This is a genomic window from Coriobacteriia bacterium, assembly GCA_018368455.1.
GTDB lineage: Bacteria > Actinomycetota > Coriobacteriia > Coriobacteriales > UMGS124 > JAGZEG01.
This window is the reverse complement of sequence record JAGZEG010000003.1, coordinates 185,473-199,405: the sequence shown is the minus strand read 5'-3', so window position 1 is coordinate 199,405 and position 13,933 is coordinate 185,473. Positions and strand designations below refer to the sequence as shown.

Here is a 13,933-nt window from a genome sequence, read left to right as displayed (position 1 = left end):
CAACCTACCCTTCGCTGATATCGACCTGCAGGCCGGGCGCGATCTTCTCTTGCATGCGCTTAAGCGTGCGGCGCAGCAAGCGCGACACCTGCACCTGTGAGATGTCGAGGCGCTGAGCGATCTCGGCCTGCGTCAGGCCATCGATGAAACGCAGGCGCACAACCTCCTGCTCTTTGGGCGTGAAGTCACGCAGCACCCGCTCGATGAGCAGGCGGTCGTCCGAAGCGTTGAGGTCAGCGTCCTCGCTCGCGTAGCGGTCAAGGACGGACACGGAGTCGTCGTCGCCCGTTCCCGTGGCCTCGAGCGGCACTGAAGAGTACGCCTCTCCCGACTCCATGGCCTCGAGCACCTCGTCGACAGACACGCCGAGGTAGTCGGCGATCTCATCGACGGTCGGAGAGTGCTGAAGCTGCTGGGTGAGCGCATCGGTCGCCTGGTTCACCTTCGCGGACAGCTCCTGGAGACGGCGAGGCACGCGCACGGACCAGCCCTTGTCGCGGAAGTGCCGCTTGATCTCGCCGAGGATCGTCGGCGTAGCGTACGTCGTGAACTCCAGTCCACGCGAGGGGTCAAAGCGATCGATTGCCTTGATGAGGCCGATCGTGCCAACCTGGATGAGATCCTCGAGCGGCTCGCCGCGGTTATTGAACTTTGCGGCAAGGAAGCGCACGAGATTGAGGTGGCTCACGATGAGCTGGCTGCGAGCCTCCTCGTCGCCCTGCTCCTTGAAGCGGCGGAACAGCTCACGGGTGCGGGCCTTATCCCAGATGAGCTTGCCGCCCTTCTGATCAGAGGACATCGGCATTCCCCGTTCGCTTCACAAGTCGCATGTGGGCGTCGCCCCCGTCGTTGATGTGGCACTCATCGCACATGGCGTCGAGGATGAGCGCCGCGTAGACGAGCGAAGGCTCAGACTCGTCCTCGGAGACATGGTCCGTGCCGAGCTCAAATGCCATCTCGAGCTGGCCGGGAGTCAGCGTGAAGACAATGGTCATCTCGTCAGACACGCCCGTGGCGCACGCGTACACGAACGCCTCCTCAGCCGCCATGCGGACGTCGTCAACATCGTCGACGGACAGACCGCCGATGGCCGCAACGTTGGCCGCGCTCATGCGAACGAGGCGTGCGTAGCTCGGACGCGGGGGGACGCGCAGCTCTATGGTGTCGGGAGCGGCGGAGGCCGCCATACCGTCATGCTGTTCCATAGGTATCTCTCACTCCTCAGGCTCGTCGTGCTGGGACGGAAATCAATGCGGCAAAGCGCGCTAATGACGTGTCGGCGTCGCAGATCCGCTGGCGCTCGGATAGGTAAAGTAGCCCTCGTCTGCGTGAATGACATCGGCACGCTCGGGCTCGACGTCGTGCAGCTGGGGCTGCTCGTCGCTGGCCACCTGGCCCTGGTCATCGGCTGAGGCAGACGGTAGCGAAGAACCATCACGCTCCTGCTGTGCGCGGCCCAGGCCAAAGCGACCGCGCACGCGATCGACGATGCTGTTCGTGGCGGCGCCCACGGCTTGCGTGGCGTTGGAGGCCGTTCCTGTGATGCGGGAGACATCCGTAAGGATGGCATCGAGGTGCGTCAGGTTCGCGGAGAGGTCCTCGACTGCCTGCGTGGCGTTGGACAGCAGCGGGCTGACATCAGCTGCGGCAGGCTTTGCCTGTGTGACGACCTCGTCGACGTGAGCGATGACAGGACGAGCCTGCGCGATGGCCTCATCGGCGCCCTTGAGGACGGGACGAGCCTGGGCAACGACGTCCGAGACGTCGGACTGTATCGACTCCACCGCCTTCTGGGCGGCGCCAATGGCCGGACGAGCCCGACGCACAGTCAGCGCCACCTCGACTACGAGCCAGATTGTGGCGATAACCAGCACGATGAGCACGATGGTGAGCACGTCAGGTCCCATATCGTCTCCCCTTTCGAAGGGAATCTCCCTGTGGGCGCATTCTTTGTCACACGGCGCCCCATATATTCGATGTCAGACGCTTCAACTATACCCAACGCGCGCAAGGCCCACGCTTTCGCATCGCTGGCTTACCGAAGCTCCCCATGTGTCACGTCAGCGACCCCGAACACCGGACGGCGCCTCGGGCCCCTGCGCCTCCGTCGCGCTCTGGCGGTCGCGCCTCGTGAACTCCGTACGGTACTGCTCCCAGCCACGCTCGGTCGGTCGGTAGAAGCACCCCCGTTCGAGGCCATCGGGAAGATAGCGCTGGTCGACCCACGCGCCTGGGTAGTCGTGTGGATAGAGATACGTGCCATACTCGTCGCTGCCCGGTCGGTGGCGGTCGCGCAGGTAGCTGGGAACCGCTCGGGCAGGTGACGTGCGCACGTCGGCCTGGGCAGCGTTGAGCGCTGCGTAGCTCGCGTTGCTCTTGGGGGCGAGGGCGAGGTAGATAGCGGCCTGTGCCAGGTTGATGCGGCACTCAGGCAGGCCGATGACCTCGGTAGCCCGAAACGCCGCCTCGGCGATGAGCAGGGCCTGCGGGTCAGCGTTGCCAACATCCTCGGAGGCGAGGATGAACATGCGGCGCGCGATGAACTTGGGATCTTCGCCGCCAGCGAGCATGCGCGCAAGCCAGTAAACGGCGGCGTCGGGGTCGCTGCCGCGCATGGACTTGATGAACGCGCTCACGATGTCGTAGTGCTCGTCGCCGCCCTTGTCGTAGCGCTGGACGCGGCTCGGCGTTGCCTCTCGCACGTCGTCGGCCGTGATCTCGACGAGGGCCCCTTCCTCATGGCCCCCGTGACGCCGGGCAAGTTGCGCCGCGAGCTCGAGTGTCGTCAGGGCGCTGCGAGCGTCGCCGCCAGCAAGCAGGCAAATCTGGGCGCGCGCGTCATCAGGTAGCTCGTAGGCACCCGCAAGGCCTTCGGGGCACGCGAGCGCGTGATCGAGGATGGCGGAGATGTCGTCGTCAGAGAGCGTCGTGAGCTCTACGACCCGCGAGCGCGAGAGCAGGGCCTGGTTCACCTCAAAGTACGGGTTCTCCGTCGTGGCGCCTACGAGTACGACCGTGCGGTTCTCCACCGCGTGCAGCAGGGCATCCTGCTGGCTCTTCGAGAACCGGTGGATCTCGTCAACGAAAAGAATGGTGCGCCGGTCGCGCTGGAGCAGACGTTGATGGGCGGCATCGATCTCGCGACGTAGGTCTTTGACCGTGCCCGTGATGGCCGAGACCTCGACGAACTCGGCTCGCGTGACTCGAGCGATGATACGCGCGAGCGTCGTCTTGCCCGTGCCTGCGGGCCCAAACAGGATGACAGAGGACAGGGCGTCATGCTCTATGGCGTCACGCAACCACGTCCCGGGCCCCACCGCCTTGAGCTGCCCGTGAAAGTCGTCGAGCGTCTGCGGCCTCACGCGGGCGGCAAGTGGGGCGTTCCCCTCTGTTCGCGCGCGTTCCATCTGCGAAAAAAGCGTCTCCATGCAGTGCTACTCCTGCGTATCTGGGCTTGGTGGTACCCCTGTGCCCGGCCAGCGCTCGCCACGCGCGCGGAAGCCAGCAAAGTACGAGCGTTGGGGCGTAAACGTGCGCCGCCCTTTGAAGAAAAGCTCGGCAAGGGCGAGAAAGTAGGCGTCAGTCATGCTGGCGATGTAATCGACGACCGTTTGGTCCAGGTCGGACTGCCAGTCATACTGCTGGTCATAGTGGCGCGCGAGCAGCGACACTGGCTCGATGTGATGCCGGAATATCGGCGAACTCTCGTCGCCAGAGACGAGGTCAGCGCGCAGCCGGTCGTACAGGTCGGAGAAGGCCTCGCCCAGCTCTTCGTCATAGCTGCACTCGACGGCGGCACTGCGGTAGATGACGCGATAGTTCTCCCTTTTGGCGGCAGCGAGCTCGTCGAACGCCTGCTCGCTCATCTCGATGTGGTCCTTGCCGTAGCTGTGCTCGACGATGTCGATCGTCAGGTGCTGCAGCACCCACGAGTTGTACAGGCCGGCGGGTCCGGTGTCGAAGTGGGCGTCGCGACTGATGAGGCCCGCCGTCTCGGCGTCCTGGCGATCCTTCCCAACATAGGCGATGATGTCGGACACGCGCACGACGCAGCCTTCGAGCGTCATGGGGGCAAGACGAGAAATGGCCTCGTCACCACGCGTCCTACAGTCCTCTACAACGGCGTCGAACTCATCGAAACTCGAGAGGTTCGACGTGCGAAACACGCGCTGCTCGTACTCGCCGTTGTGGCAGAGCACGCCGTCAAGCGTCTGCAGCCCGAGGTTGCGGCGGTACAGACCGTCGAGCACGCGCACGCTGTGCACGTTGTGGCGGAACCACCGCCCCGTATGCTCGTGGTACACCGTGTTGAGCAGGCGCTCCCCCGCATGACCGAACGGCGTGTGGCCGATGTCGTGGCCCAGGGCGATCGCCTCGATGAGGTCAAGGTTCAGGCCAAGTGCCGCCCCGATGTCGCGCGCGACTCGGGCCACGAGCTGCACGTGCAACCCGCGCCGCGAGAGGTCGTCATTCTGGCGAAAGGAAAAGACCTGCGTCTTGCCGGCGTAGCGGTTGTACGCCGGCAAGTGCATGATCTTCTCGACGTCGCGCACGAACGCAGTGCGCCACAGCGTCGCATGGTCGCGCGCGGTGTCGAGGCGCCGTACGACCGCGGCGTCTTCGCAGCGGTACGGGTTGACCCAGTGCTCGGCACGGTCGCGCAGGATGCGGCGCTGGAGCTCGGGAGAAATATCGTCAGGTGCATCGTACATGGGCGACGCTCACCCCCTTGACGTGCGTGCGCGAAGCGCAATGGGCCGCCCGCCCCCACTAAGCCTGTCGAACGCCCGCAGCCACTTCCTCGCTCGTCAGCCTACGGACCTCGCGGTAGTACACGTGCTCGCCGGCGCACTTCTTGCAGTACAGCTTCCCGTCGCGCTCGATGCCGCGGCCGTCGTGAATGAGCTCGCCGCACGACGCGCACGGAATGCCGTGGCTCTTCCCGCCAGGGAGATCCGCCTCGGTGAGCTCAGGCAGCTCTACGACGTCGACGTTGAACAGCACGTCATCGGACAGGTCGGCAAAGAAGGCCACGGGGTCAGTGCCGCCCGGGCACTTGTTGCCCTGAGGCTGGGAGATGCGAATGGCCTGCTTCGTGGCCATGTCGTAGAACGTTGCGGACATGACGCCGTAGTCGTACCACTTGAGACGGCGTCGGCCAAGGTTGCAGTGGCACACCGTGATGACGGCGTCGGCCAGACAACGATCGCACTCGACGAACGCAATGAGGTCGCGATAGTGGGCGGGGTCCTCGATGCCGAAGTAGCGCAGCGCGAGGCGTGCCATGCGTACGCCGATGACCTGGCCGGCGCACAGGTGACCGTGGAAGGCGATGGCGCGTTCGAGATCCTGCTCAAACGTGGTGACAAGCTCAGTCATGATTCCCCTTTGCTTTCGAACGGTTGTTCGCTGTCTAGTATACCCGGTTACGCCTCATTCCACCAGGGCAGCTTTGCGATGTTCGAACGCACCTTGGCGCACGTCGCATGGAAGCTCTCAAGCTCTCGTTCGGAAAACGCGAGCTCAATGACCTCCTCGACACCGTCCGCCCCAATGACGCACGGCAGCGACGTGTAGATGCCGCTCTCGCCGTACTGCCCGGTCAGCATCGTGCCGGCAGCCAGAATGGCGTGCTCGTTGTGCAGAACGGCAGCGCAGATGCGTGCCGACGTGTTGGCAACGGCGTATTCCGTGCACCCCTTGCCTGCGTACGTGACGTAACCTGCGCGACGAGCCGTGTGCTCGAGGGCGTCTTTGTCAAAGGAGAAACGCTCGGGCTGCTCGCGCTCGAGCTCGGCGAGCGGCTTGCCGCCGAATGCGACGTGCGACCAGCAGGCAAACATCGTGTCGCCGTGCTCGCCGATCATATACGCCTGGATGGACTTGGGATCCCAGCCCGTCTCGCGCGCCAGTACCGTGCGGAAGCGTGCCGAGTCGAGCGCCGTGCCCGAACCTATGACGCGCCGCGGATCGCAGTCTGTAAGCTTCTGGATCTCCGTAGCCACGACGTCGCACGGGTTTGCAATCGTGACCCACACGCCGCCGAAGCCCGCCTTCGCCACACGACCGGCAAAGCTGCGGCAGGCGTCGGTCGTGAACTCAAGCTCGCCATCCCGGTTGCCCGCAGAAAGAGCAACGTTGCCGGCTGCATTGACAATGATGTCGCAGGAAGCGAGATCCTCGTAAGAATCGTGCACGTTGATGACCGCCGTGTTGTGTGGCACAAACGAGAGCGAGTCCATGAGGTCCTGCGTCTCGGAGACGACCTTCTGGTCCTTGACGTCACACAGATAGAGCTCGTCGGCGATGCCCTGAAGCAGCAGGCTATTTGCGACATGAGCCCCGACGTGGCCCATGCCCACGATTCCGATCCTGTGAGGCTGTGCCATGACGGCATCGCTCCCTTTCTGCGGTCACGCCCCAAGCGCGGCCGATGCCAGATGCGAGGACGCCCGCCGCCCCTGAAAGGCGACGGGCGTCTCCATGACTACCCTATCGTATCAATCCCGCGACGCACTGTTACCCGCATCTTCCCCGTCGGGGGCAACGTCACCCGCATCTCCACGCGGAAGGCGCCCAGAACGGCGCAGGGCATCGCGCAGGATCCACTCCACCTGAGCGTTGACGCTGCGAAAGTCGTCGGTCGCCCAGCGCTGGACCGCTTCCCATACCTGGGGGTCGATGCGCAGGGGATATTGCTTGCGGGCCATAGGTCACAACCGTCCTACTGGTAGAGCGATCCGGCATTCACGACGGGCTGAGCCTCAGAGTCGCTGCAGAGCACGACGAGCAGGTTCGACACCATCTGGGCCTTGCGCTCCTCATCCATGTCGACGACCTGCTTCTCGCTGAGCTCGGACAGGGCCATCTCCACCATGTCGACGGCGCCGCGCACTATTTTGCCGCGCGCCGCGATGACGGCATCCGCCTGCTGGCGGCGCAGCATGGCCTGGGCGATCTCGGGGGCATAGGCCAGGTGCGTCAGTCGCGCATCGTCAACGGCGACGCCCGCCACAGCCAGGCGCTCGCTCAGCTCGCCTTTAAGCACGTCGCTGACCTCAGCGATGTTGCTGCGCAGCGTAATCTCATGCGAGTCGGCATCATCAGCATCCATGTGGTCATACGCGTAGAGGCTTGCCACATGACGCAAGGCAGTCTCGCTCTGGGCCGCGACAAAGCCCGCGTAGTCGTCGACATCAAACACCGCACGGGCCGTGTCATCGACATGCCACACGGTGACGTTGGCGATCTCGATGGGGTTGCCGAGCCTGTCGTTAACCTTGAGGTGTTCACCGTTGAGCGTGCGAGCACGCAGAGACACCTTCGTCTTCTTGTAGAACGGATTGACCCAGCGCAGGCCTGTATCCGTCGACGTGCCCTTATACGCCCCGAACAGCGTCAAGACGCGTGCCGTGTTGGGCTGCACCATCATAAAGCCGCCCATGAGCAGAACCGCCAGCACGAACGACACGAGGCCACCACCCAGGAGAACGCCGCCAAGAGGACCAGAGGCGCCCACGTCAAGCAGGGAGCCGCCAGCACAAACGCCCACAATGGCGAGGCAGGCAAGAACGACGAACACGACGAGCATCAGCCAGCCTGAAGCGGCGTGCGTGCGATGTTCTGTCGTAGGGGCAACCTGCGGGGAGGGCACAGTGCTGGAATGGTCAACGGGGTGGACGGAAGCCGGACTGCTCATGGGTTCCCCTTTCCTCTCTGCGCCTAGGCATGTCAACCGTAGGCGTCTTTATGATAGCATTATGATATCATGTTGGTATCCCATCTCACAAGTAGCCAGAGCGTCAGCAATCTGTAAGGAAAAGACGACATACAAAAACGGGCCTCGACCGGCATTTCGATCGAGGCCCGCCCCTATCGAGCAGGAGGGTATGCCTTCCGCCCGCCTACCGCGTCACAAACAACACGCTTCCGTCGGGATAGGGGCCGCCCGCATACGATTCGGACTGGATGACATCGTAGTCAACGAGAAGACCGGCGTCTCCGTAGGCGATGAGCAGGCAATTCACAACGTTTCCTGCCGCACTCGACGTGGCATCCTGGCCATTGAGCACGCCCGACTCAGCCGTCATCTGGATGTGGTACACGCCGACGCCCAGTGTCCTCGGTGTAACGCCCAGATCGAGCAAGGCTCCGACAAGATCGGAGATCTCGGGGTCATCAAGGCGCAGCAGCTGCCCATACAGCTCGTTGGGGATCCCGTCGCTGACGTCTTCGAGCACATACGTCCCCTGGGCGTAGGAGGCGCCGCTGGCATCGTAGTGCCACGTGAACGAACCCTTGTCCCATCCGTCATCAGGGGACAGCATGACAGACTGGCCATCGCTCGACACCCAAAGGCCGTCGGGCGAAGAAAGCGTCGATCCGGCGATACCACCATTGGAGTACGCCGCATGCGCCCCGCGCGATATGCCAAGCGCACCGCACGAGGTAAGCGCACCCATCGCGACGGACAGTACAAGCGAGCCAAGCAAGCACAACACAATGACGCCGACGGGATGGCTCCGCTTCTGAGGCGCGGTCGGGGCCTGGGAAGTCGGGACAGAAGGCTCCTCGTGGGGTGTCTCGGAGAAGCCAGCGACAACAGGATTGGGAGTCGTCTGGGTGGAAGAGGTGTTCTCGCTCGCGGCAGAGGGACCTCCCTCGCCTGCGACGACCCCAGGAAGCGAGGCGACGCCGTCCGCCACAGGGGCAGGGGACACCGCCTCGGGAGTCGCGCTCCCGCCGATCATCGGCTCCTGCGCAACCGCAGCGGAGTCGGATGCGGGCTGAGCGGCAGAAGGCGCCGCAGGACGCACGGGAGCATCCGAACGCGCGGACTCCGCTCGAGGCTCAGGCAGTGGATCGGTCATAGCGCCCCAGCGAGGAACGTCAAACTGGGCGGCCCAGTTGCCCAGCGCACGCCAGCAGACAGCCGTGATGACGAGATAGGGGATGTTCAGGAGGAAAGAGAGCACGAGCCAGAGCGGCGCCGTCACGACAAGCATCCCAGCGATACCCACAAGCCAGGAAATGAAGCCCTCGAGGCCCGCCGACGCGACATAGGCAAGATCAGACAGAATGGGCACGGCAGCGCCCGCCGTAAAGCCCAACACCATAATCGAGTACACAGCTCCCACGAATATGGAAATCAGCACGTTCAGGCCAACGGTGCCGAAGAACAGCTTGAGCAGGCCACCGAAATCACGGCCTGCCATCTGCAGGGACTTGCCCCACTGCCACGCCGCGCCAAAGCGGTTGTACACCGCAAGGCGCACGAGGCCGACGTAGCAGCAGATCGTCAGCAGGATCGTCCCGCAGAGCCCCACTGCAACAAGCACGCCGAGCACGATATCGTCAACGATTCCGCCCTGCATGTGCCCAAAGAACATCCACACGGCTCCCAGGATGCAGATAAACGCGGCCTCGATGAGCCCGTAGAGCAGAGTCGTGACCCACGCCTTGGCACCGCGCGGCCAGAAGGCGCGATCGCCACCCGAAAGCACGTGCGCAGGAGCGGGCGTCTCCATGCCCCAGGCTGCCTCTCGCACCCAGCCAAGGAAGTATCCCAGTGCAACGATCTGCCCAAGGATGGGCACAAACTGGAGCAGCGCGATGAGACAGAGCTTCCCGAACACGTTACGCGTCGACGCCAGTGACGCCCACGCCCTCCCGAAGAACCTGCGGTCTGCAACTGGCATATGCTCCTCCGCATTCTCGAATCGATACCCCCTGCGCCCAGAAGGCATCCTGCGTTATCGACAGTAATCATCTTGCTTGTGCCCAAAACGTCGGGCGCTCCATACAACAAAGCACGTATCCCCAGCCTGAACCCGGTTCGACGTCGTGTTGCATAGAACGCACGAAATGCCAAACATCCTTTCAGAAAAAAACGGCGCCCGCCTTCATCTCAAAGGCGGGCGCCGCGGTACTTTTACTTGCTTTTTGGCAGGCCTCACACTGGAGCCTGGCCACCTGGAAACAAGCTACCCCTCCTGTGGCGAGAGCGAGGCGGCCTCATCCTCAACGAAGAGACGCAGCATCTGCGCGACGCCGCGATAAAACGGCGTCGCGGCGTGATCCTCGAGCTCGTCGCAGAAGCCTGGAACCCAGGGCACGAGGTGGTCGGACACGAACGTGGCTTGTGCCTGCATTAGCTCTTGGGCCTCGGCAGGAAGAGGCGCACCCTCGACCGCGCCTTGACCCTCAACATCACCCTGAACTTGATCATCATCGTTAGCATGAGCCTCGATCGTTGCGGCAAAACGCTCACAAAGCGCCGCCATAAACGAGAGCTCGAGGCTGATGTGGTCCTCGGGAACGCGCAAGTCCTGAGACGCGCCAAAGCCCTGCTGGCGATAGTCGGCCACGACCTTGTCGCGCGCCTCCTGCATCATGAGGCGCTTCTCGCTCGTGTGCACGGACTCATACGGCGACACGGGGTCGACCGACATGCCGAGCAGCGACGAGGCGTGGTCCGCAGCAAGCTCCTTGCGCTGCCGCTCGCGGCCGTCGGCGTCCAGCTCTGCCAGGCCGCAGGCAAATGCATCGAGCTCCGTGCCCGTCTCGAGCTCCATGGAGCTCAGCGAGTCCAGAAAGCTCAGTGGGATCTCCTCGTCGGCCAGTGCACGCGCCAGAAACGAGTAGGTCATCGAGCGCTCGCGCGCCTCGTCGGCAAGTTGCCGAAGCTCGGTATCCACAGGTCGTCTCCCCTCGTAAGAAGGGAGGCCGAGCGCGTGCCCGGCCTCCCCTGTCGCACGATCAATCAGGCGGGCTCATTGTAGCGCCCCGAGGGGCACGCCCGCACCCGCCTTTCTAGGCGATAAACACGCAGGGACCCGTCTCGCCCTCCATGCGCGCTCCGCCCTTCTCGGCGGCCAGCGCCTCCATCTCGTCGAGCGGACCGAAGTGCAGCGCCTGCGTCGGGCACGTGGCGGCGCAGTGCGTCAGGCCCTCCTCGGTGCGGCCACACGTTGTGCAGCCGTCGCACTTGTTCATCTTGCCGTCCTCGACGTCGTACTCGGGGACGCCCCACGGGCACACGCTGGCGCACGTCTGGCAACCGATGCACTTCTCGCGGTCGAAGACGACGATGCCGTCCTCCTCGCGCTTCGTGATGGCGCCCGCCGGGCAGGACTCGACGCAGGCGGGGTTCTCGCAGTGGTTGCACGCGTGTGACGTAAAGATACGGTTCACGTCAGGGAACGTGCCCTCGATCGTCTCGTCGACCTTGCGACGGCTCACGCCGCCCGCCTTGATGCCGTTCCACTGCTTGCATGCAATGACGCAGGCCCAGCACTTGATGCAGCGGCTCGTGTCAACAAAGAAGCCGTACTGGTTACTCATTGTCGCCCTCCTAGAGCTCGCCGGTGCCCGCAGGGATCTCGGCAGGATCAAGCTTGCTGATCTTCACGAGAGTCTGCTTGGACATGGCGGAGTTAAACGGGTCAAAGTTGGCCATGTTGTCGTCGTAGAGGACGTTGACCTCGGAGCCTCCGTCTTCGCAGCCATAGCCGGGCAGGCCGAGCTCGGGGCAGTCCTGCCACCAACCGCGGCGGCTCATGAGCACGTCGGGGGCGATGGCCTCAAAGTAGCGAGCAACCATCTTGACCCAGCCGTGCGGGGACTCGATCTTCATCCAGTCGCCGTCCTCGATGCCATACTTCTGGGCGGTGGCGGGGTTGATCTTGACCCAGGGCTCGGGCTGCAGCTCGCGCAGATAGGGCACGTTGACATAGCAGCTGTGGTTGCACAGGCGATACGCGTGGACGTCCGAGAAGATCAGCGGGTACTCCTCGGCGAGCTCCGGCGTCTCCGTCAGCGACTCGGCCGGGCCGTTGTACACGGGCAGCGGAGAGATCGTCGACAGGCCGTCAGCGCTCGGCATGTTGCCGATCCAGTTGTTGTAGCACTGGACCTTGCCGTTGGGCAGCTCGGCGAACAGCTCGGCGTAGCGCTTGTACTCGGGCTCGGTCGGCTGGGCGCCGTCCGTGCGCTCGACAAACATCTGGCCCTTCTCGCGCAGCTCGTCCAGGTCGATGCCGGACGGCTCAAGCTGCTCGCGCAGACACTCGTCGAAGTCGCCGTGCCAGAAGTCGTCGCCGTAGCCCATGCGATCGGCCAGCTGGCAGTAGTAGTCCCAGTCGGAGCGGCTCTCGGCCAGCGGCTCGGCGATCTTCTGGTTGATGCCGATCCACGTACCGGCAACGGAGTTCTTCGTGGCGAACTGCTGATCCGTCTCGTAGTTCGTGCATGCAGGCAGAACGATGTCAGCGTAGTCGCACGAGCTGTTCCACTCCGTGTCCATGACAACGTAGAAGTCGAGCTTCTTGAGGGCCTCGATGACGGTCTTCGGCTGGCGCGTGGCCGTCAGCGGGTTGGACGACTGGCCGAAGATGCAGCGCAGCGGATAGGGATCCTCGGTAAGGATGCTCTGGATGCCCTTGTTGTAGGCCGTCGTGGGGCCGGACTCCTGCGTCACCATGTTCTGGAACCAGCGCGGGGTCTCGGGGGCCACGAGGTCAGCGACGCCGGCCATCCAGCCGTTTGCCTCGTCCTCATCGGAGGCGGGCAGGCGGTCGGACAGGATGTCGATGCCACCGGTCGGGATGAGCGACGGGGGCATGATCATAGCGGCACCCGAGCCACCGGGAACGTCGATGTTGCCGGTGATAGCCTCGATGAGGTCGATGCAGGCCTGGGCCCAGTGACCGTCGTTCTGCTGGTCACCGATGCCGTTGCCGCAGTTGATGCCCATGGGCTTGATCGTGCCCATCATCTCAGCGATCTGCTCGATCTGCTCCGTCGGGACGCCCGTGATGGCGCTTGCCCACTCAGGCGTGTTCTCGGCGAGGTGCTCGGCGAGCTCGTCAAAGCCGTCGCACCAGTTGTCGACGAAGTCGTGGTCGTACAGGTCGTTCGTGATGATGTAGTTCAGGCACGCCATGGCGAGGGCGCAGTCGGTACCGGGGCGCACGGGCACCCAGATGTCGGCGTGCGTGGCAAGGCCGTCGCGCATCGGGCGGATGTCGATGACCTGCAGGCCGTTCTCGATGGCGTTGAGGCGCTTGTTGGGGTCGCCCTGGTTGATACCGGAGTTCTCGGAGTTGTAGCCCCAGTTCACGAGGAGCTTCGTCTTGTTGAGCTGGCCGGGCATCGTCTTGTTGCACGCAGCGTGCTGCTTGCCGCCGAGCGTGACGAGGTTCGAGAACATGCGCTGCGAGTTGCAGATGGCGGAGTGCATGTAGTTCGGGCTGCCGTGGACGTTCAGGAAGCGGCGGCCAAGCGTGCCGAGAACGGCGTAGAACTGCGGCGACAGGACGCCGTACGACTTGGCGCCGTACTGCTCCTTCTGCTCGAGCAGCTTGGCCGCGATCTCGTCGAGCGCCTCGTCCCACGTGATGCGCTCGAACTTGCCCTCGCCCTTCTCGCCGACGCGACGCATCGGGTACTCGAGGCGCGTGGGCGAGTAGAGCACGCCCATGGCGGCGTTGCCCTTGCCGCACAGCGTGCGGCTGCCGACACCGTAGTTGTTCCCGGCCTCGGGGTTGCCCTCGACGCTCGTCCAGCGGCCGTCCTTGATGTGGCACAGCGTGGAGCAGTGCGTACGGGCAGGACCGCACATCTGGCAGAACATGTGACGGATCTCTTCGACCTCGCCGCCGTCCTTCGCGCCGGACGCCTTATCGTCAGCCAGTGCGACGAGCCCCTGCGAGCCGAGCATTCCCCCGGCGGCGGCAACGGCACCGAGCGTGGCGCCGGCCTTAAGGAAGCTGCGCCTACTGACCATCGTGGGCTTGCGTTCCATGTCTCTCCTCCCTCTCTCCTTCTCCCTGCGGGTTCGAAGCTCGGCACGCTTGCCTGGGCACGTCTGGTGCCGCATGAGATACCGGCTCGAACTCCATGACGTCTACATAAACAGATTCATCGGCAACCT

At 64.0% G+C, this 13,933-nt stretch carries 12 protein-coding genes; all 12 read right to left on the bottom strand.

Annotation, left to right across the window (positions count from 1 at the left end):
• Positions 1–4: 4 nt before the first annotated feature.
• Positions 5–805 carry a SigB/SigF/SigG family RNA polymerase sigma factor gene (locus tag KHZ24_03070; protein MBS5450183.1) on the bottom strand — a complete coding sequence of 267 codons (801 nt, stop codon included), beginning with the start codon at positions 803–805 and terminating at the stop codon, positions 5–7.
• Positions 789–1,187, bottom strand: coding sequence for an ATP-binding protein (locus KHZ24_03065; protein ID MBS5450182.1), 399 nt, complete (start codon positions 1,185–1,187; stop codon positions 789–791). Before KHZ24_03065 ends, KHZ24_03070 begins: the two co-directional genes overlap by 17 nt.
• Before the next feature lie 78 nt (positions 1,188–1,265).
• On the bottom strand, positions 1,266–1,907 hold the full coding sequence (locus KHZ24_03060) for a hypothetical protein (protein ID MBS5450181.1): 642 nt from the start codon (positions 1,905–1,907) through the stop codon (positions 1,266–1,268).
• A gap of 153 nt (positions 1,908–2,060) precedes the next feature.
• Positions 2,061–3,428, bottom strand: a complete 1,368-nt coding sequence (locus KHZ24_03055; protein ID MBS5450180.1) for a replication-associated recombination protein A — start codon at positions 3,426–3,428, stop codon at positions 2,061–2,063.
• A 6-nt stretch (positions 3,429–3,434) separates the two neighbouring features.
• Complete coding sequence (locus KHZ24_03050; GenBank protein ID MBS5450179.1) at positions 3,435–4,712, bottom strand: HD domain-containing protein; 1,278 nt, start codon at positions 4,710–4,712, stop codon at positions 3,435–3,437.
• Positions 4,713–4,770: 58 nt separating this feature from the next.
• A complete protein-coding gene (locus KHZ24_03045; GenBank protein ID MBS5450178.1) occupies positions 4,771–5,379 on the bottom strand; it encodes a TraR/DksA C4-type zinc finger protein in 609 nt (202 codons plus the stop codon).
• Positions 5,380–5,426: 47 nt separating this feature from the next.
• Positions 5,427–6,389 carry an L-lactate dehydrogenase gene (locus KHZ24_03040; protein MBS5450177.1) on the bottom strand — a complete coding sequence of 321 codons (963 nt, stop codon included), beginning with the start codon at positions 6,387–6,389 and terminating at the stop codon, positions 5,427–5,429.
• A gap of 335 nt (positions 6,390–6,724) precedes the next feature.
• Entirely contained in the window at positions 6,725–7,699 is a 975-nt protein-coding gene (locus KHZ24_03035) for an SPFH domain-containing protein (protein MBS5450176.1), read from the bottom strand.
• 205 nt (positions 7,700–7,904) lie between these two features.
• Positions 7,905–9,698, bottom strand: a complete 1,794-nt coding sequence (locus KHZ24_03030; GenBank protein ID MBS5450175.1) for a DUF4013 domain-containing protein — start codon at positions 9,696–9,698, stop codon at positions 7,905–7,907.
• Between the two features lie 285 nt (positions 9,699–9,983).
• A complete protein-coding gene (locus KHZ24_03025; protein MBS5450174.1) occupies positions 9,984–10,697 on the bottom strand; it encodes a molecular chaperone TorD family protein in 714 nt (237 codons plus the stop codon).
• A gap of 115 nt (positions 10,698–10,812) precedes the next feature.
• Positions 10,813–11,343, bottom strand: coding sequence for a 4Fe-4S dicluster domain-containing protein (locus KHZ24_03020; GenBank protein MBS5450173.1), 531 nt, complete (start codon positions 11,341–11,343; stop codon positions 10,813–10,815).
• Between the two features lie 10 nt (positions 11,344–11,353).
• Positions 11,354–13,804, bottom strand: a complete 2,451-nt coding sequence (locus KHZ24_03015) for a molybdopterin-dependent oxidoreductase (protein MBS5450172.1) — start codon at positions 13,802–13,804, stop codon at positions 11,354–11,356.
• Positions 13,805–13,933 lie beyond the last annotated feature (129 nt).

Bases quoted from the DNA above. Each gene is read 5' to 3' on its own strand.
- KHZ24_03040 (MBS5450177.1), bottom strand. From the start codon at position 6,389: ATGGCACAGCCTCACAGGATCGGAATCGTGGGCATGGGCCACGTCGGG.
- KHZ24_03020 (MBS5450173.1), bottom strand. From the start codon at position 11,343: ATGAGTAACCAGTACGGCTTCTTTGTTGACACGAGCCGCTGCATCAAG.
- KHZ24_03050 (MBS5450179.1), bottom strand. From the start codon at position 4,712: ATGTACGATGCACCTGACGATATTTCTCCCGAGCTCCAGCGCCGCATC.
- KHZ24_03030 (MBS5450175.1), bottom strand. From the start codon at position 9,698: ATGCCAGTTGCAGACCGCAGGTTCTTCGGGAGGGCGTGGGCGTCACTG.
- KHZ24_03035 (MBS5450176.1), bottom strand. From the start codon at position 7,699: ATGAGCAGTCCGGCTTCCGTCCACCCCGTTGACCATTCCAGCACTGTG.
- KHZ24_03065 (MBS5450182.1), bottom strand. From the start codon at position 1,187: ATGGCGGCCTCCGCCGCTCCCGACACCATAGAGCTGCGCGTCCCCCCG.
- KHZ24_03055 (MBS5450180.1), bottom strand. From the start codon at position 3,428: ATGGAGACGCTTTTTTCGCAGATGGAACGCGCGCGAACAGAGGGGAAC.
- KHZ24_03070 (MBS5450183.1), bottom strand. From the start codon at position 805: ATGCCGATGTCCTCTGATCAGAAGGGCGGCAAGCTCATCTGGGATAAG.
- KHZ24_03060 (MBS5450181.1), bottom strand. From the start codon at position 1,907: ATGGGACCTGACGTGCTCACCATCGTGCTCATCGTGCTGGTTATCGCC.
- KHZ24_03015 (MBS5450172.1), bottom strand. From the start codon at position 13,804: ATGGAACGCAAGCCCACGATGGTCAGTAGGCGCAGCTTCCTTAAGGCC.
- KHZ24_03045 (MBS5450178.1), bottom strand. From the start codon at position 5,379: ATGACTGAGCTTGTCACCACGTTTGAGCAGGATCTCGAACGCGCCATC.